17 protein-coding genes are annotated in these 17308 nt (G+C 60.2%); 12 read left to right on the plus strand and 5 right to left on the minus strand.

Annotated features, from left to right (window positions below):
* Positions 1 to 50: 50 nt before the first annotated feature.
* Positions 51 to 833, plus strand: coding sequence for a FadR/GntR family transcriptional regulator (locus H4W29_RS13565; protein ID WP_192729359.1), 783 nt, complete (start codon positions 51 to 53; stop codon positions 831 to 833).
* Between the two features lie 137 nt (positions 834 to 970).
* Here H4W29_RS13565 and pdxA read toward each other — a convergent pair whose 3' ends face one another.
* The 4 genes from pdxA to H4W29_RS13585 all read right to left on the minus strand — a co-directional run bounded on the left by pdxA (position 971) and on the right by H4W29_RS13585 (position 5556).
* Positions 971 to 1969, minus strand: coding sequence for a 4-hydroxythreonine-4-phosphate dehydrogenase PdxA (pdxA, locus tag H4W29_RS13570; RefSeq protein ID WP_192729360.1), 999 nt, complete (start codon positions 1967 to 1969; stop codon positions 971 to 973).
* A gap of 28 nt (positions 1970 to 1997) precedes the next feature.
* On the minus strand, positions 1998 to 3131 hold the full coding sequence (locus H4W29_RS13575) for an iron-containing alcohol dehydrogenase (protein ID WP_192729361.1): 1134 nt from the start codon (positions 3129 to 3131) through the stop codon (positions 1998 to 2000).
* 323 nt (positions 3132 to 3454) lie between these two features.
* The gene (locus H4W29_RS13580) at positions 3455 to 4639 is read right to left on the minus strand and encodes a sialidase family protein (protein WP_192729362.1); all 1185 of its coding nucleotides are present in this window, start codon (positions 4637 to 4639) and stop codon (positions 3455 to 3457) included.
* A gap of 11 nt (positions 4640 to 4650) precedes the next feature.
* On the minus strand, positions 4651 to 5556 hold the full coding sequence (locus tag H4W29_RS13585) for a dihydrodipicolinate synthase family protein (protein ID WP_192729363.1): 906 nt from the start codon (positions 5554 to 5556) through the stop codon (positions 4651 to 4653).
* 276 nt (positions 5557 to 5832) lie between these two features.
* Here H4W29_RS13585 and H4W29_RS13590 point away from each other — a divergent pair, with 276 nt between their 5' ends.
* The 7 genes from H4W29_RS13590 (at position 5833) to H4W29_RS13620 (ending at position 13353) form a co-directional block, all read left to right on the plus strand.
* A complete protein-coding gene (locus tag H4W29_RS13590) occupies positions 5833 to 7464 on the plus strand; it encodes an ABC transporter substrate-binding protein (protein ID WP_192729364.1) in 1632 nt (543 codons plus the stop codon).
* Between the two features lie 132 nt (positions 7465 to 7596).
* Positions 7597 to 8553: an ABC transporter permease gene (locus H4W29_RS13595; RefSeq protein ID WP_192729365.1), complete on the plus strand. Its 957-nt coding sequence runs from the start codon at positions 7597 to 7599 to the stop codon at positions 8551 to 8553.
* Between the two features lie 2 nt (positions 8554 to 8555).
* Complete coding sequence (locus tag H4W29_RS13600) at positions 8556 to 9515, plus strand: ABC transporter permease (protein WP_192729366.1); 960 nt, start codon at positions 8556 to 8558, stop codon at positions 9513 to 9515.
* Positions 9515 to 10519, plus strand: a complete 1005-nt coding sequence (locus H4W29_RS13605) for an ABC transporter ATP-binding protein (protein ID WP_376776582.1) — start codon at positions 9515 to 9517, stop codon at positions 10517 to 10519. The genes H4W29_RS13600 and H4W29_RS13605 overlap by 1 nt, the downstream gene beginning before the upstream one ends.
* Positions 10519 to 11511 (plus strand): ABC transporter ATP-binding protein, encoded by a 993-nt coding sequence (locus tag H4W29_RS13610; protein ID WP_192729368.1) that lies wholly within the window; start codon positions 10519 to 10521, stop codon positions 11509 to 11511. Before H4W29_RS13605 ends, H4W29_RS13610 begins: the two co-directional genes overlap by 1 nt.
* Positions 11508 to 12569, plus strand: a complete 1062-nt coding sequence (locus H4W29_RS13615; RefSeq protein ID WP_192729369.1) for a four-carbon acid sugar kinase family protein — start codon at positions 11508 to 11510, stop codon at positions 12567 to 12569. Before H4W29_RS13610 ends, H4W29_RS13615 begins: the two co-directional genes overlap by 4 nt.
* 25 nt (positions 12570 to 12594) lie before the next feature.
* A complete protein-coding gene (locus H4W29_RS13620; protein ID WP_192729370.1) occupies positions 12595 to 13353 on the plus strand; it encodes a FadR/GntR family transcriptional regulator in 759 nt (252 codons plus the stop codon).
* A 14-nt stretch (positions 13354 to 13367) separates the two neighbouring features.
* Here H4W29_RS13620 and H4W29_RS13625 read toward each other — a convergent pair whose 3' ends face one another.
* Positions 13368 to 14255 (minus strand): LysR family transcriptional regulator, encoded by an 888-nt coding sequence (locus tag H4W29_RS13625; protein ID WP_192729371.1) that lies wholly within the window; start codon positions 14253 to 14255, stop codon positions 13368 to 13370.
* A gap of 79 nt (positions 14256 to 14334) precedes the next feature.
* Here H4W29_RS13625 and H4W29_RS13630 point away from each other — a divergent pair, with 79 nt between their 5' ends.
* The 4 genes from H4W29_RS13630 (at position 14335) to H4W29_RS13645 (ending at position 17284) form a co-directional block, all read left to right on the plus strand.
* Positions 14335 to 15117 (plus strand): MBL fold metallo-hydrolase, encoded by a 783-nt coding sequence (locus tag H4W29_RS13630; protein ID WP_192729372.1) that lies wholly within the window; start codon positions 14335 to 14337, stop codon positions 15115 to 15117.
* A gap of 48 nt (positions 15118 to 15165) precedes the next feature.
* Positions 15166 to 15879 (plus strand): SDR family NAD(P)-dependent oxidoreductase, encoded by a 714-nt coding sequence (locus H4W29_RS13635; protein WP_192729373.1) that lies wholly within the window; start codon positions 15166 to 15168, stop codon positions 15877 to 15879.
* Between the two features lie 64 nt (positions 15880 to 15943).
* Positions 15944 to 16189, plus strand: coding sequence for a tautomerase family protein (locus tag H4W29_RS13640; RefSeq protein WP_192730733.1), 246 nt, complete (start codon positions 15944 to 15946; stop codon positions 16187 to 16189).
* Positions 16190 to 16255: 66 nt separating this feature from the next.
* Positions 16256 to 17284: an NAD(P)H-dependent flavin oxidoreductase gene (locus H4W29_RS13645; RefSeq protein WP_192730734.1), complete on the plus strand. Its 1029-nt coding sequence runs from the start codon at positions 16256 to 16258 to the stop codon at positions 17282 to 17284.
* The last annotated feature ends 24 nt before the right edge of the window (positions 17285 to 17308 follow it).

Consider the following 17308-nt stretch of genomic DNA (forward strand, 5'->3'; position numbering starts at 1 on the left):
TTTGATAGTCCGTGCGGACAGTCGAAAGAATGCTGAGGCAGTAGAAATAGATGCCTGACAAGAAATCGGGAAAGCCGACGACCCCGGTCGAGATGGCGACGGCTGACCGCTCAGCTACCACGAGGCGCCCAAATGCCGCCCGCATGACCGGAGCGAGTGTTCATCTTTCTTTGGCAGGCGAGATCGGCCTCAGGATCGTGCGCGGTGACTATCCGCCCGGCACGATCCTGCCAAACGAGGCAAAATGGTCGCAAGTTTTTGACGTCAGCCGGTCGGCAGTGCGTGAAGCGATCAAGATGCTGATGGCAAAGGGCTTGCTTTCCTCCCGCCCGAAAATCGGCAGTTGGGTCGAACCCAAGGAGCGCTGGAACCTGCTGGATCGGGATGTATTGGGCTGGTATGTGGCATCTCCCGATCGTGAATCGTTTTTACGGGCGGTGCAAGAACTCAGGCACATGATCGAGCCGGAAGCGACAGCGCTTGCTGCTGAGCGCCGAACCGAGGCGCAAATGGAGACGATCAGTCAGGCCCTGCGAGATATGGATCAGGCGACATCACTCCAGCAGCGGACAGAAGCCGATGCGCGATTTCACATCGCGATCTTGCGGGCCTCGGGAAATGATCTGCTGGTGCCGCTCGGTGTATTGATCGAATCGGCGCTGAACCACCTTTTCGCTTATGTCACGCGAGAGGAAGACGACTTGCAATATGTCATGAAACTTCATGAAAATATTGAGAAAAGCGTCCGCTTGCGACGACCGAACATGGCGCGCAACGCAGTCCGCAGGGTACTGGCGAATACAGACCAAATCATAGCGCGGTGGTCGCGATAGAAATCTGTATCCTGGCCTGTCGAGGACAACGGCTGCAGTCCCGTGCGTAAGCTGAAATAGCGCCCAGCCGCTGACGGAAAAGCCCGCTCTCAAGCGGGCTTTTTGCGGGCCACAAGCTGAAATGAAAAACTCTTTGCTCAGGAAGCCGGCGCTGTGGCCGCGCGCGGCGACCTCGCCATCAGCCGCGCATATGCGATGGCTGACAGCATGTTGACGTGGTTGGCGCGGCCGGTTCCGGCGATGTCGAAGGCGGTGCCATGGTCGACCGAGACGCGGTCGATCGGCAGGCCGAGGGAGACGTTCACGGCGGTATCAAAAGCGACCAGCTTGATCGGGATGTGACCCTGGTCGTGATATTGCGCGATCACCAGATCGAAGGCACCGTTATAAGCGCGGGCAAAGACCGTGTCGGCGGAGATGGGGCCGACCACGTCGATACCCTTCGCCTGCGCGAGTTCGACGGCAGGTGCGAGGAATTCCGTGTCTTCGGTTCCGAAGAGGCCGTTTTCGCCGCAATGCGGGTTGAGACCGGCAACGGCGATGCGAGCCTTCTTGCCGAGGCGCATGAAGTGATTGTGGCCGGCTTCGATCGTTGCCAGCACGCGTTCGGTCTTCGCCCGCTCGATCGCACCCTTCAGCGAGACATGGGTGGAGACGTGAATGGTATTCAGCCGCTCGGAGGCGAGCAGCATGAAGGAGCTCTTGGAACCGGTCAGGTGTGCCAGCAGGCCGGTATGGCCATCGAAATGATGGCCGGCGAGGTTCATCGCTTCTTTGTTGATCGGTGCCGTCACAATGACGTCGGCCTCCTTCGACATTGCGAGGTCGACGGCGCGGGCGATGTAGCGAACGGAGGCGTCGCCGGCGACCGGGCTGACCTTGCCGATTTCGGGGAGAGGGGCGCCAAGCGGTACCTCATCGACGGCGACAGTGTTTCCGTCTTGGGAGGCAGAGGGGCCGAAATTGAGGCTGACGTCAGTGGCGCGCGCAGCGCGTTCCAATGCTTCGGCATTGCCAACGATGACGAAATCGCGCCGTTCGGCGGCGGGCAGTGCAGCCAGCGCCTTGACGATCACTTCAGGGCCTACGCCGGCGGGGTCGCCGAGGGTTACTGCGACTTTTGCATTTCTGTCCATCAGTCAAATTCCTCTTGAAAGCCCTGCCTCAATAGGCTGCTTCGTAGATCGAGCGTATGTCAGTGCGCGTCAAGTCGCGCGGATTGTTATCGAGGAGCCTGCGGATCGCGAAAGCATCGTCGGCCATGGCGTCGAGATCGTTTTCCGGCACACCAAGGCCGGAGAGCGTCATTTCGATGCCGAGTTCGGCGCAGAAGGCATAAGCCGCGTCGAAGACCGATTTGACGGTATCGGATGTGTCGTAACCAAGCGCTTCCATGACCGCCTTTGTCTTTTCCGGCACGGCCGGAGTGTTGAAGGCGAGAACATGCGGGAAGATCAGCGCATTGGCTGCGCCGTGGGCGACATGCCAGCGTGTGCCGAGCGGATAGGCAAGAGCATGGCCGCCGGCGGTATTGACTGGACCAAGGCAGAAGCCGCCGTAGAGCGAGGCCAGCGAAAGCCCGGCACGGGCTTCAGCATCCGAACCGTCGCGGACGGCTCTTGCAAGATACTTGCCGACGAGCCGCGTTCCCTCGATCGCATACATGTCGATCATCGGATGCGCCTTGCGATTGGTGAAGGCCTCGACGCAATGCGCCATGGCATCAACACCGGTTGCGGCGGTGGTGCGTGCTGGCACGGAGAAGGTCAGCGACGGGTCGATGACGGCGATATCGGCGAGCATGTGAAGGCTCTCGACCGCGAGTTTAGCCTTGGTCTCGGGATCGGTGACGAGCGCCCGGATGCCGGCCTCGCTGCCCGTGCCCGATGTGGTCGGCACCTGCGCGAGCGCTGCCTTGCGCGCCCTCTGCACTTTGTTCGGACCGACAACTTCGCGGAGCGTCTGCTGCGAGCCGGCAAGCACGGCAGCGAGCTTGGCAAGATCCATGGCGCTGCCACCGCCGAAGCCGACGATAAGCTCAGCCTGTGTAGCTTCTGCCGCGGCCAGCACTTTGTCGAGATTGGCAATATCCGGCTCGGGCGTTACGTCAGAGAAGACCGAAACCTCACCCTTCAGCTGCAACACATCGATGCGTGCGGCATTGAAAGTATCTGAGATAACCAGCGTTCGGGAATAACCCTTGCCGGCCGCCCAGGCGCCCAACTTCCCCGCAGTTCCGACACCGAACTCGATCAGGTGTGGCCGGACAACGGTAATAGGTGAATCCAAACTGACCATAGGCGGTCCTCCCGATGCGCGACGGGCTTAACCGTCAATCATGTAAATTTGTTATCCTGTCGCACGGTTTTTAGCAATAATGAATGCGGATTTTTATCGTCCATTGATCAGTTTTTGGCGAGCCCAGCGGGGTTTCGAGCTTAAAAAATCATGTAACACACTGATATATTTTATAATATCTTGCACTTGGACTGGCAGCCTATCCAGGTAACTCAGCTGTCAACCGTTGTCGTGCATTTGTAAAAATGGCCGCACGCTTAAGCAGGCCGAATTGTTTCAAACATTCGGCCTGCCCATACGCTGTCGGCTACTAAGATGGTCTTCTAAGTAATTGATTCCAAAGGAAGACGCACATATTTTATGGCGCGTCTGTAATAGGTGTAGGCTACATGAAGCGCGCCATCCGGTCCCTGTGTGATGGAGGGATAGGAGAACTCGCGATTGAGCATATCCTTGGAGTTGTTGCTCAGGCAGTAACCGTCGCCGGTATCGAGATCGAACTTGCGTTCGAAATAACCACCTGCATCGGCGGAAACTGCAAGGCTGAGCGGTGCGCGCGGAACACCCCAGATGGCTTTTCTGGCCGATATGCTCGAAACTTCCGCGACAGGCGCCTTGTCGCTTTCGATTTCATCGTAGAGCGAGTGGCGTCGCGCGTCGGAGGACGCAGCGTTGCTGTGGTTGTAAACCATCGCGATTCTCCGGTCCGTCAGCCCTGCGGCCTGGATCGAGGAATTATTGTTGGGCAGATTGGTCGGCTCCGGCGCACTCCAGGTCTCGCCTTGGTCCAAGGACAGCGAAGCGCGAATGTTCTCCGAATAACGATCGCGGAAGAAGGCAATCATCCTATCACTCTCGAGCGGTACGATATTCATGTGCACGGCGCCCAGGCTGCCTTCTATTTCCTTCATCCGCCAGCTCTTTCCGACATCGTGGGAGATCAGAACGCCTGCGGTGTCGGCATCGCCGCTCCAGCGCTGACCGGGCAGGCTGATGCAGCGGAAGACGGGAAGTAACCAGTCGCCTTTGCTATTAACGACAATCTGCTGGCGCACGAAGGTGCCGGGCAGGTCGCAGAGAATGGTGGGCGGAGCAAAACTCTTGCCATCATCTTCGGAGATCCGGCATTTGACAACTGCGCCGTCCTGATCCCCAGATGTCTGCGAGGTGTAAAGCAGCCAGACCCGACCATCCGGCGCATTGAAAATCAGGGGATTTTGCTCGGATTTTGCCGGATCATCAGACATTTTCTCCGGTTCGGACCAGCGATCCGTGCCGGGCGCCAGTCGCGACATGTAAATCGATATGTCGCCCATGCCTTCCATCGTGCCGCCAAACCAAACACAGGTCAGCGTGCCATCGGCCAGAAAAGCGAGATTGGCGGCATGGTTCTGGATGCAGGGGGAGGGCAGATAGGCGTCAAAGCGGCCGGTCTGGGCGGTATTTACCCTGAGGACACCGTCCATCAGCGACGGAACTTCTTCGGGTTTCAAACCTGTCGTTTGCATGGCATCCTCCTTTATGGCAGCTTTGCGTAGCCTTCGGCGAGCGCTGCATATTCGGCATCATTGAGCGGCACCAGCGGTGGACGTGTGCGCCGCCAGTCGGCATTGCCGGTCTTCAGACCGACCATGGCTTTGATCGTCGGGATCTGGACATAGGAGTTCGACAGGGTGCGGAAGGCATTGATCCGCGCCTGCGCAGCCTCGACCTCTGCGCTCTTTGCCTCGTCGTGGACATGGTCGTAGACCGTGCGTAGCGAATTTGCGACGAGGTTCGAGGTCGCGGTAATGCAACCGGTGCCGCCGGCCTTCAGGAGCGGCAGCAGCAGTGGGTCGGCGCCACAGAGCACCGAGAAGCCGGGGCAGGCTGCGATGATCGCCTGCATGTTGTTGAAATCGCCTGCAGATTCCTTAATGCCGACAACCGTTTCCGGGAAGGCTTCGACCAGCCGGCTGATCAGCGGAACGGAGAGCGGAACGCCTGAGACCTGCGGGATATGATAAAGGATCACCTGCAGCCTGATATCGCTGATCTTCTCCAGAATCTGCGCATAGGCAGCGAATAGCCCCTCGTCTGAGACGCCCTTGTAGTAGAAGGGCGGCAGCATGACCACCTTGGTAATGCCGAGCGAAAGCGCATGCTTCGTCAGTTCGACCGTCTCGGGAATGGCGACGACGCCGGTGCCCGGCAGCAGCTTGTCGGCTGGAATGCCAGCCTTCAGAGCCGCTTCGAGAATCATGCGGCGTTCGGGGGAAGAGAAGGAGTTGGCTTCGCCCGTCGTTCCAAGCAGCGCCACGCCGTGGCAACCTTCTTCGATCAGTCGCTGGCAATGTTCGGTGAAAAGGCCGAGATCGGGGCTGCCATCGGTATTGAGAGGGGTGGTGGCGGCGCTATAGACGCCTGTAATCTTGTGATCGCTCAAAGTATCCTCCTCGTCAGACCGGGCCTTCCCGGCACGTTCTTACGCAGCCGTATTCATCCTAATGCAGGGCAGTTGTCAATCTTACAAATTTAAAAACTCTGCGCGCCTATTTTTAAATCATTGATTTATATCATTAAATAATTGCACAAATCATTTTTGATCTTTCATTTCTTATTTTCCATTGACAGATTTACATTATCGCGCAAATGTCAGTGCCATATCGCGCAGCTTCGGGGAGGTCTTTCGAAAGGCGCGCTATTTGCCAGGGAGGAGCAAATGACAATTGAGAACTTTTCGCAGATTTCCCGTCGTGAGGCGCTGAAGCTCGGGCTTGCGGCCGGTGTCGGCTTCTCGCTCTTCGGTGCGAGTGCGCGCATCGTCATGGCGCAGGACGGACAGGTCCTGAAGGCCATCAATCCGGCCTTCGACCAGGATTGGTCGCCGCTGCGCGGCGGCGGCAGAACCTTCCGCTGGAATTCCTTCTGGTGGGCGTCGCCGATGTATTTCGACGCCGAGGGCAAGATCCAGCCTTACATCTTCACGAGCTGGGACTCGCCAGACAAGAAGGTCTGGACGTTCAAGATCGATCCGAAGGCAGTTTTCTCCGATGGCAGCAAGATCACCGCGGCCGATATCAAGGGCTCCTGGGAAGTTGCTTCCATGCCCAATACCAAGAACCAGCGCGTCGACCAGGTGCTGAGCAAGGTGCAGGGCTACAAGGAAATCTCTGCTGGCTCCGCCAACGAGCTGACCGGCGTAACAACGCCTGATGAATCGACGGTTGTCTGCACGCTGACGCAAGCCGATGCGATCTTCTTCATGCGCCTTGCCAACCACATCGTCCCAATCACCAAGGCCGCCCAATCGCGCGGCAGCGATGGCGAGGAAGTGGCCGATTGGTACAAGCCTGATAGTAGCGCCGTCTATTCCGGCCCCTTCAAGCTGACGGCGCTTGATATCGACGCCGGCACGCTGACCTTCGAGCCGAACGAGAAATTCTTCGGACCGAAGCCGAAGCTTGCCCGCATCGAGATCAGCTCGATCGAAGACAATGTCACCGCGACCTCGCTGATCAAGTCCGGCGAGTATAATGCTCACACCGAGCTTGTCACCTCGACGATCATCCAGGATCTCGGCCCGGAATTTTCTGCCGGCCCTCTCATCCCGACCAGCCAGCATTTCTGGTTCAACACGTCGCGCGCGCCGATGGACGATCCCAAGGTTCGCCAGGCGCTGATCATGGCGGTCGATCGCGACGGCCTGTTCAAGGCGTCCTATCCGGATGGTCCTCATAAGAAGGCCGACCAGATCCTGAACTCGGTTCCGGGTGCGGACAATTCCGGCTTCGAGCCCTATCCGTATGATCCCGCAGCAGCCAAGAAGCTGCTGGCGGAATCGAGCTATGGCGGTCCGGAGCGTCTTCCGAAGCTGCTTTTCGTTGGTATTTCCGGTCCGGCGATCCAGGCGGCTGCCCAGTTCATCGCCGAACAATGGCGCCAGAATCTCGGCATCACCGCCGTCGATATGAAGCCGCAGCAGGACGCTTATGCAGGTCCGGACCAGAACTCGGTTCAGATTTTCCGCGACGACGTCGGCACGCGTGTTCCCGATGCCGTTTCTTATCTTGCCGGCTCGATTGCCTCCACCTCGTCCAACGCCCAGAACAAGCTCGGCGGATACAAGAATGACAAGGTGGACAGCCTGCTTGCGGAAGCCGCAACCAAGGCTGCCGATGATCCGGATCGCGTGAAGCTCGCGCAGGAGGCCCAGAAGGCCTTCCGCGACGACTGGGCCTTCCTTCCATGGTATTCTCAAGCGATGTCGCGCTGGGCAACCAAGGACGTCAAGGCAATGGAAAAGAACCTCGACTGGCAGGTCGTGGCTCCCTGGGATGTTTCCATCGGCTGAAGCCGATAGCAGGCCGCATGATGCGGCCAAAGCAGCGGCGCGAAGGCCGAAAGGTCTTCGCGCTACATTTCAAGAAGAACCGGCGGCTGCGGCCTCCCGCGGGAATGCGCCGGGCAAGAATGGGAGGTGGCCTTGCTACGCTATGTGCTCACGCGGTTTGCCATCTGGATTCCGTCTGTCCTGGTCGTGATGATGGCCGTCTACGCGATGGCTTTCTATGGTGCGGGCGATCCGATCAAGCTGATCTTCCTTCGCGCGCCCGGTGACGTTGCCTACAACCCGCAGCGTATCGAGGCGATCCGTGAAAGTGCTGGTCTCAACAAGCCCTTCATCGAGCAGTTCGGTCTTTACATCTGGAACCTCCTGCACGGGCAGTTCGGCAATTCGCTGACATCCGGCCGCTCTGTCTGGGCAATGGTTTCGGCAGCTGCTCCCGTCTCTTTCCAGCTTGCGCTCTGTTCCATCATCCTGACGACGGTCGTTGCGATCCCGCTCGGGATGATCGCCGCTCTGAACCAGAACAGCCGCGTCGACTATACGATCCTCGGTACGGCGCTTTTCCTCTGGGCGATCCCGGCCTATGTTGCAGGCCCGCTGCTGATGGTGGCGCTGATCGTGCTCTTGCCGATGATCAAGGTGCCCTATGGCTGGGGCGGCGTCTTCGACGTGCGCATCATCCTGCCGCTGATCGTGCTCTCTTTCCAGCCGATCGCGCTGATCGTGCGCCAGACGCGCGCCGCCGTCATCGAGGTTCTGTCTGAAGATTTCGTTCGCACCGCGCGTGCCAAGGGCGTGCCGGAAATCGTGGTGGCGCTGAAGCATATCCTGCGTCCGGTGCTGACGCCCATTGTGACGCAGCTCGGCCTCATCATGATCACCATCGTTAACGGCGCCATCTTCGTCGAGCTCGTCTTTGGCTTGCCTGGCCTCGGCCGGTTGACCGTGCAGGCGCTTACCAATTCTGATTATCCCGTCATTCTCGCGATCACCCTGATCGGATCCTTCCTGGTCATGGTGTCGAACCTGCTGGTCGATGTGCTCTACCCGCTGCTCGATCCGCGCGCCAATGATTCCAGAAGGAGCCGCTGACCATGTCCGCCATTCCTCTTTCGACGATCGACACGGCCGAGGAGCCGCCGGTCAACCTGTGGCGCGATGCCTGGCATCGCCTGAAGCGCAACAAGCTTGCGATCTTCGGCCTGATCGTGATTGTGATACTTGCCTTCACGGCAATCTTCGGCCCATATCTGACGCCCTACGATTACCTCAGCCAGGATCTCGCCTCGCGCAATGCGGTGCCGTCGCTCGCGCATTTCTTCGGTACTGACGACCTCGGCCGCGACGTCTTCAGCCGCATCGTGTTCGGGACGCGCACGGCCTTCCTCGTCGCCGTTATCGTCACTTTTATCGCCGTCGTGATCGGACTGCTGCTCGGCGCCGTCGCCGGCTTCTTCGGCAATCCCTATGACCGGGCCATCATGTGGCTGACCGATGTGACGATGTCGGTGCCGAACCTGCTTCTCGTTGTCGTCATCAATGCATCGCTGAAGACGCCGATCACCAGGTGGATGGAGGCGCAGTATCTCGCGACCCTGAACCCCTTCTACCGCCAGACGGTCTGGGTGGATTTCATCCTGGTCTTCGGCTCGATGGCGCTGATCTCCTGGCCGCCCTATGCGCGCCTCGTGCGCGCCCAGGTGCTGTCGATCCGCAATCGTCCCTACGTCATGGCGGCACAGGCGCTCGGCCTTTCCAACTGGATCGTCATCCTGCGCTATATCGTGCCGAATGCACTCGGGCCGCTGATCGTTTCCGTCAGCGCCGGCCTCGGCACGGCAATGGTGCTGGAAAGCGCCTTCAGCTTCCTCGGCGTCGGTGTCAATCCGCCCACGCCCAGCTGGGGCAACATGATCTCGGACGGTTTGCGCGTCTGGCAGCATTATCCGCATCTCCTCGCCGCTCCGGCGGCCGTGCTCGGTCTTGCCTCGGTGGCCTTCAGCTTCCTCGGCGACGGCCTCAACGACGCACTCAATCCGCGGGGCAGCAAATGATGAATGCAACGAGCAACGAACGCCTGCTGGACGTGAAGGATCTCACTATCGAGATCGATACGCGCCGCGGCCCCGCCGTCGTCGTCGACGGCATCGACCTCTACGTCAACAAGGGCGAGACGCTCGGCGTCGTCGGTGAATCCGGCTGCGGCAAGAGCCTGACGATGCTGAGCCTGATGCGGCTCCTGCCGAACAAGATCAAGGTGACGAAGGGCACGGCCAAGTTTGACGGCCGCGACCTTCAGAAGATGTCGAACGGCGAGTTGCGCAAGGTGCGCGGCGGCGATGTCGGCTTCGTCTTCCAGGATCCGATGACCTCGCTCAATCCGGTCATGCGCATCGGCGACCAGATCTGCGAGCCGCTGATCTATCATCGCAAGATGTCGAAGGCGGATGCCAGAGCGCGCGCCGTCGAGCTTCTGCGCCTTGTCGGCATTCCCGGCCCGGAAGAGCGGCTGATGGCCTATCCGCACGAGCTTTCCGGCGGCATGCGCCAGCGCGTGATGATCGCGATCGGCCTTGCCTGCAATCCGAAGCTCCTGATCGCCGATGAGCCGACGACCGCGCTCGACGTGACGATCCAGGCCCAGATCGTCGATCTGGTGAAGGATCTGCGCGCCAAGCTCGGCATGTCCGTCGTCTGGATCACCCACGACCTTGCGCTGATTGCGGGTCTCGTCGATCGCGTCGCCGTGCTCTATGCCGGCACGGTCGTGGAAGATGCGCCGGTGGACGAGCTCTATGCTCGTCCCAGCCATCCCTATACGCGCGGCCTCTTGTCCTCGATCCCGAAGCTTTCGGATGCGCCCGCAAGCCGCCTGTCCTCGATCGGCGGCACCCCACCCGAGCCTGGCCGTCGCCCTAAAGGATGCCCCTTTGCACCGCGGTGCCCGCTGGCGGAAGCCGTCTGTCATGAGCGTGTACCGCGGCTTGAGCCGATTTCCGGCAACAGCGCGCATCGCGCCGCCTGTTTCGTCGTTCAGAGAATACAGGAGGCTGCGTGATGGGTGCTCAACCGCTCTTGAAGGTCGAAAACCTCGTCAAGCATTTCCACGTCAAGCTCGGCGCTTTCGGCGAGCGCTCGGCGACCGTCTATGCGCTCGACAATGTCAATCTCGAGATCATGGAAGGCGAGACGCTGAGCCTCGTCGGTGAATCCGGCTGCGGCAAGTCGACGACCGGCTTCACCATTCTCAATCTCTACAAGGCGACCAGCGGCAAGGTGGTCTACGAGGGCCAGGATCTTGCGACGCTGGATGAAAAGCAGATGCGGCCCTTCCGCCGCGACCTGCAGATCGTCTTCCAGGATCCCTATTCGACGCTGAACCCGCGCATGACCGTGGGCGAGGCGATCGGCGAGCCGATTCTCTTCCACAAGCTTGCCACCAAAGCCGAGCTGAAGGACAAGATCGCGGCGCTGCTGACGGATGTCGGCCTGCCGACACGTTTTGCGCAGCGCTATCCGCATGAGCTCTCGGGCGGTCAGCGCCAGCGTGTCGTCATAGCGCGTGCGCTTGCCTGCCAGCCGAAATTCATCGTCTGCGACGAGGCCATTTCTGCGCTCGACGTGTCGATCCAGGCGCAGATCATCAACCTGCTGCTCGACCTGCAGGAAAAATATGGCCTGACCTATCTCTTCATCGCTCATGACCTGGCTGTCGTGCGCCACATCAGTACACGCGTCGGCGTCATGTATCTCGGCCGCCTGGCCGAGCTTGCCACGCGCGAAGAGCTCTTCGACAATCCGCTGCATCCCTATACGAAGGCGCTGCTTTCGGCCGTGCCGGAGACCGATCCGGAACTCGAGCGCAGCCGCAAGCGCCAGATCCTGCAGGGCGATGTGCCGAGCCCGCTGAACCCGCCGACAGGCTGCCGTTTCCACACGCGCTGCCCGATCGCCATGGAGGTTTGCAGCAAGGTCGTTCCGGAATGGAAGGAAGCGAAGCCCGGCCATCTCGTTGCCTGCCATGCCGTCAATCCGGGGCAGACTTCATGACGCTGAAAGTCGCCATCATTGCCGACGATCTGACCGGCTCGCTTGATACGGGCACACCCTTTGTAGAGGCCGGGTTGTCAGTCGCCGTGGCGATCGATGTCGAAGCGGTTGGCAAGGTGCTGGAAACCGGCGCCGAAGTCGTTGTGGTCAATACTGCCTCGCGCAGCCTGCCGGAAGAGGAAGCGGCCGCGCGCGTGCGGGTCGTCGCCGAGGCCCTGCGCGCTGCCGGGCCGGCCGTCTTTATGAAGAAAATCGACTCCCGGCTGAAGGGCAATGTCGCGGCTGAAAGCATTGCGCTGGCCGACGTGCTGGGTCTCAAGACTATCCTCATGGCGCCCGCCATTCCCGATCAGGAGCGGATCACTTATCGCGGATGCATGGTCGGGCGCGGTGTGGAGCATCCGTTGCCGATCGCCGACCTCTTTGCCGGATTTGGCCGTGACGTGATGGTTGCGGATGCCGAAGACGATGCCGATCTCGATATTGTCGCCATGGAGAATGACTGGCTTTCCACCCTTGCCGTCGGGGCTCGTGGTCTGGGTTCGGCCCTGGCGCGCCGGCTCGGCGGACCTGCGCGGCTGATGCCGGAATTTCTCGCGACACGAAAGACGCTCTTCGCCTTCGGGTCCCGTGATCCGATCACGGCTGGGCAGATGGATCGTCTCGAAGCATCGGGTGCGCTGCGCATCGTCGTCGATGCGCCGATGGGTGCGGTCGAAAGCGGTGAGGGGCTGGCGCTGCCGGCGCTGATGCGCTGCACGGGCGAGATGAACAGCAATGCCGCGCTCGTTGCCGCTCGCTTTGCGCAGGGCGTGAAATCGGTCATAGATGATACGAGCCCGGATATGATCATGGTGGGCGGGGGCGATACCGCGCTTGCCGTTTTCCGTGAACTGGGCGTTTCGGTCCTGTTGCCGAAGGGTGAAATCGAGGCCGGTATTCCGTGGTTCGACGTCACCGGCGCCAACGGGCGGCAATTTCGTTGCGCGGTCAAGTCGGGGGGCTTCGGCAATTCCGATAGTTTGCTAAGACTGATCGTTCGGAATCAGGCGGCTTGAGCGGATGCCAGCAGGGAGAATGAGAGTGGATGAAGCGAATGGCGGATCGGTGAATCCGGAAGCTGCGCCGGCAGCCCGGCCGGGCAGGGCCGTGAAGCTGGTCGACCGTGTCTTCGATCAGCTGATGGAGCGTATCCGCGCCGGTAACTATCCGCCGGATTCACGCCTTCCGGGCGAACATGAACTTGCCTCTCTGCTGGGCGTCTCGCGCCCCATCGTGCGCGATGCGCTGGCGCGCCTGCGTGAGCAGGGGATCGTCTATGCAAGGCAGGGGGCCGGTACCTTCGTCAGCGCGCATGGCTCGCCGACAGCGCAACTTGCTTATTCGCCGGTCAAGACGATTGCCGACATCCAGCGTTGCTACGAATTCCGCCTGACGATCGAACCGGCGGCCGCCTATTTTGCCGCCAAGCGCCGCGACGATGCCGCGATCCAGAAGATTGCCGCAGCCCTTGCGGATCTGCGCGAAGCAACAAGCCATCAGTTGCACCGGGTGGATGCAGACTTCGTCTTCCACCGAGCTGTTACCGAAGCTGCCAACAATCACTATTACACGGCATCCATGGATGCGCTGAAAGCGCATATCGCCGTCGGCATGCATCTGCACGGGCTGTCGCTGCTCGGACCGCGGCCGGGCCTTGAGCAGGTTTATCAGGAACATAACGAAATCTACAAAGCGATTGCCGAGGGCAGAGCAGAGGATGCCCGCGATCTGATGCGGGCCCATCTCGAAGGTTCGAGGGATCGTTTGTTCGAAGGTCGTGTGCTCGACCTTTCCTTCTGATAAGGCGCGGCTGCTTATTTCTCGAACAAGGCACTTTCCGCCGCGAAGATCCTGGTGATGTATTCGGCAACAGTGCGGATCGGCAGATCCTTGCGATGTTGGCGTCGGGTAAGAAGCCAGGCTTCGCGCGGCGGCGGAACTGGCTCCAACGTGCAGAGACTGAGATCTCTTTCCGTGCGGCCGAGATAATGAGGCAAGAGCGCCAGACCGGCGCCCGCCCTGGCTGCCATTGCCTGGGATACCTGATTGTTGGCACGGAAGGATATCCGGGAGTGCGGGAAATGGCGGGCCAACCACATCGCCTCAGGCACATAGGTGTTTACCTCGTCAAAGCTGATGAAGACCGGCTCTGTGCCATTCTCGACCTGTCTGCAGATCTCCTGTGTTCCGTAATAGCCGTAACCGATCGTCGCGAGTTGTTTGGCGATGAGATCTCCGTCCTGCGGTTTTCCCAGGCGAATGGCGATATCGGCCTCGTGGCGTTCGAGGCTGATGGTGCGCAGGTCGGTTGCGAGATCAATGTCGAGGCCGGGAAATTGCGTTGTTATCTTCGCCAGGCGGGGGATGAGAAAACCCTGCGAGAGTGCGGGTGAGGCATTGATGCGCACGAGGCCCTTCGGCGAGTCATCCTTCCAGCCGCGCCCGAGTGTCTGGACCGAGGCTTCCATGTCGCTTGCGGCTGTCAGCGCGCGCGTTCCGGCTGGGGTCAGCACATAGCCGTCCGGGCGGCGCTCGACCAGTTTTTCGCCGAGCGTTTCCTCCAGGGAATGAAGCCTCCTGGCAATCGTTGCATGATTGACGCGCAGCGTGCGGGCGGCAGCCGACAGGCTGCCGTGCCGTCCGAGCGCGAGAAAAACCCTGATGTCCTGCCAGTCCGGCTCTGTGCGTTTTTTATCAGCCATTGGCAAAGAATAGCGAATTTTTCGCAGAAGGGAACGGGACTAGATAGGAGGCGACCTCGAAACAGAAAGGGTTGCCGACATGAGTTCTTCCACTCTCAATCTTACGCTGATCGGCGGGCCGACCGTGCTGATCGAATACGGCGCGCTCCGGCTTCTCACCGATCCGACATTCGACCCGCCGGGCCTCTACAGGGAGAAGCCCGTGCGCTTCGAAAAGACTTCCGGACCGGCTTTGTCGGTCGAAGAGATCGGCCGGCTGGACGCCGTCCTGCTCAGCCATGACCAGCATCTCGATAATCTCGACAGCGCCGGTCGGGCGATGCTGCCGACAGTTGGCACCACCTACACGACCAAAGCCGGTGCGGAACGGCTCGGTGGCAATGTGCTTGGCCTTGCTCCGTTCGAGACCGTTACGCTGGAAGGTGCTGACGGCGAGAGGCTACTGGTTACGGCAACGCCGGCCCGTCATGGCCCTGTCGGCATCGAGCCGATTTCAGGCGATGTCGTCGGCTTTGCGCTTGGCCGCGAAAAGCCGGGTGACCTTCTCTACGTGACCGGTGACACAGTCTGGTACGAGGGTACGGCCGAGGTCGCGCGGCTCTTTTCTCCCAAAGTGGTGCTGCTGTTTACGGGTGCTGCCGAGCCCCGTGGCCGCTTCCACATGACGATGGGCAGCGAGGACGCTCTGGAGGCGGCACATGCCTTCCCGAACGCGCTGCTCGTACCCGCGCACAACGAGGGCTGGGTGCATTTCCGTGAAAATCAAGACCAGCTCGCACACACCTTCTCGGTCTTCAACCTCCAGGAGCGCCTGAAGCTCTTCGAAAAAGGCAAACCGCTCGTCGTCGACCTGAAGGCCTGATCATCCCTCAAACATGGTGCAAGGCGCCATCCTCCAAGGAGAAATATCATGAGCAATGAACAGAAAGTCGCAATCGTCACCGGTGCCTCGCAGGGTATCGGCGCCGGTATCGTCGAGGCCTATCGCAAGCAAGGCTATGTGGTCGTCGCCAACTCCCGCAACATTCGGCCGTCGTCGGATGCGGGCATTGTCGCAGTGCCCGGCAGCATCGGCGAACGCGGTGTCGCTGAAGAGGTGGTCAAGACTGCCGTCGAGCGTTTCGGTCGTGTCGATACGCTGATCAACAATGCCGGTATCTTCATCGGCAAGCCGTTTACCGATTACACGGTCGAAGACTTCAACAACGTCATCGATGTCAACATTGCCGGCTTCTTCCATGTCACCCAGTTTGGCATTGCCCAGATGCTGAAGCAGGGCCATGGTCACATCGTTCAGATCACGACAGCCCTTGTGGACCAGCCGATCGCCGATGTTCCCACAGGCCTTGCGACGTTGACCAAGGGCGGCCTCGATGCGGTCACCCGTGGGCTTGCCATCGAATATGCCAAGAGCGGCATTCGCGTGAATGCGGTCGCACCTGGCATCATCAGGACGCCCATGCATGCGCCGGAAACACATGACTTCCTCAAGGGCCTGCACCCGGTCGGCCGGCTGGGCGAGGTGAGCGAAATCGTCGATGCGGTTCTCTATCTGGAGAAAGCAGGCTTCGTGACCGGCGAGACGGTGAATGTCGACGGCGGCCAGCACGCCGGTCGCTGGTAAAGCCGAGAGAGAGTGGACAATGGACGGAGCGTTCAATAGCGCCCGTCCTTCAAGGAGAACGACAATGCCTTATGTGAATATCAAAGTGACGCGGGAAGGCACGGCTCCGGGCGCAATCAGCACTACGCCGGAGCAGAAGGCCGCCTTGATCAAGGGTGTCAGCGATCTGCTCTTCGAGATTATGGGCAAGCCGCATGACTCCACTTTTGTCGTCATTGATGAAGTCGAGATGGAAAATTGGGGTGTCGGCGGTCTGCCTGTGCCTGAATATCGCAAGCAGCTTGCGGAGAAAGCAGCAAAGCAGAAATAGTGTCGTGGCGGCCCGCAAGGCCGCCACTCGCTTTATGATCAAGCGCAACGCATGGAACATAGTGTCATGGGCAACTGGCAGGACAATCGCATCATCGACCTCTTCGGGGTCGAGCTTCCCATCATTCAGGCACCGATGGCAGGCGCGACCACGCCCGAGATGGTGATTGCGGCAAGCGAAGCCGGCGGCCTTGGATCGCTTCCTGCCGCGCTACTGACGATCGAGCAGACGAAGGCGGCGCTTGACCAGATACGCTCGGCGACATCAAAGCCGATCAATGTCAATTTCTTCGCACATGCCAATCCTGCAGTTGATCCCGTCGCCCAGATGAAATGGCGCACCGCGCTTGCGCCCTATTATGTCGAGCTGGGGCTCGATCCTGGCGCGCCGGTTCCGGCGGCAGGGCGCGCACCTTTCGATAACGATTATTGTACGGTTGTCGAAAGCCATCGGCCCGAAGTCGTCAGCTTCCATTTCGGCCTGCCGGGAGCGGACCTGCTCGAGCGCGTGCGGCGCACCGGCGCGAAGATCATCGCTGCGGCGACGACAGTTGCGGAGGCGCGCTGGCTGGTGGATCGTGGTGTCGATGCGGTCATTGCAATGGGCCTGGAAGCTGGCGGACATCGGGGCAATTTCCTTGATGACGACATGATAACGCAGATCGTCGATGCTGTTTCCGTGCCTGTCATCGCGACCGGCGGCATCAGCGATCGGCGTGGTGTTCGCGCCGCTTTTGTGCTTGGCGCGTCCGCAGTTCAGGTGGGTACTGCCTATCTCTTTACGCCGGAAGCAAAGGTCACGACCTTTCATCGTGAAGCGCTGAAATCGGCGCGGGACGACAATACCGCGTTGACCAATATCTTTACCGGTCGTCCCGCGCGCGGCATCGTCAATCGCATCATGCGGGAAATCGGGCCGCTGTCGGACACCGCGCCGGCATTTCCGACCGCCGGCGGCGCGCTCACGCCGCTGAGGGCGGTGACCGAGAGGGACGGCAGATCGGATTTTAGCAATATGTGGGCTGGTCAGGCCGCAAGCCTTGCACGCGAAATGTCGGCTGCGGCGCTGACGCGTTATCTCGTCGAGGCCGAATAAGGACGGTCGCTGCCGTTACAATAA

Source organism: Rhizobium viscosum (assembly GCF_014873945.1).
In the GTDB taxonomy this organism is placed as follows: Bacteria; Pseudomonadota; Alphaproteobacteria; order Rhizobiales; family Rhizobiaceae; genus Rhizobium; species Rhizobium viscosum.

Coding starts and splice junctions, on each gene's coding strand:
- H4W29_RS13565 (WP_192729359.1), top strand. CDS start 51: ATGCCTGACAAGAAATCGGGAAAGCCGACGACCCCGGTCGAGATGGCG.
- pdxA (WP_192729360.1), bottom strand. CDS start 1,969: ATGGACAGAAATGCAAAAGTCGCAGTAACCCTCGGCGACCCCGCCGGC.
- H4W29_RS13575 (WP_192729361.1), bottom strand. CDS start 3,131: ATGGTCAGTTTGGATTCACCTATTACCGTTGTCCGGCCACACCTGATC.
- H4W29_RS13580 (WP_192729362.1), bottom strand. CDS start 4,639: ATGCAAACGACAGGTTTGAAACCCGAAGAAGTTCCGTCGCTGATGGAC.
- H4W29_RS13590 (WP_192729364.1), top strand. CDS start 5,833: ATGACAATTGAGAACTTTTCGCAGATTTCCCGTCGTGAGGCGCTGAAG.
- H4W29_RS13600 (WP_192729366.1), top strand. CDS start 8,556: ATGTCCGCCATTCCTCTTTCGACGATCGACACGGCCGAGGAGCCGCCG.
- H4W29_RS13605 (WP_376776582.1), top strand. CDS start 9,515: ATGAATGCAACGAGCAACGAACGCCTGCTGGACGTGAAGGATCTCACT.
- H4W29_RS13610 (WP_192729368.1), top strand. CDS start 10,519: ATGGGTGCTCAACCGCTCTTGAAGGTCGAAAACCTCGTCAAGCATTTC.
- H4W29_RS13615 (WP_192729369.1), top strand. CDS start 11,508: ATGACGCTGAAAGTCGCCATCATTGCCGACGATCTGACCGGCTCGCTT.
- H4W29_RS13625 (WP_192729371.1), bottom strand. CDS start 14,255: ATGGCTGATAAAAAACGCACAGAGCCGGACTGGCAGGACATCAGGGTT.
- H4W29_RS13630 (WP_192729372.1), top strand. CDS start 14,335: ATGAGTTCTTCCACTCTCAATCTTACGCTGATCGGCGGGCCGACCGTG.
- H4W29_RS13635 (WP_192729373.1), top strand. CDS start 15,166: ATGAGCAATGAACAGAAAGTCGCAATCGTCACCGGTGCCTCGCAGGGT.
- H4W29_RS13640 (WP_192730733.1), top strand. CDS start 15,944: ATGCCTTATGTGAATATCAAAGTGACGCGGGAAGGCACGGCTCCGGGC.
- H4W29_RS13645 (WP_192730734.1), top strand. CDS start 16,256: ATGGGCAACTGGCAGGACAATCGCATCATCGACCTCTTCGGGGTCGAG.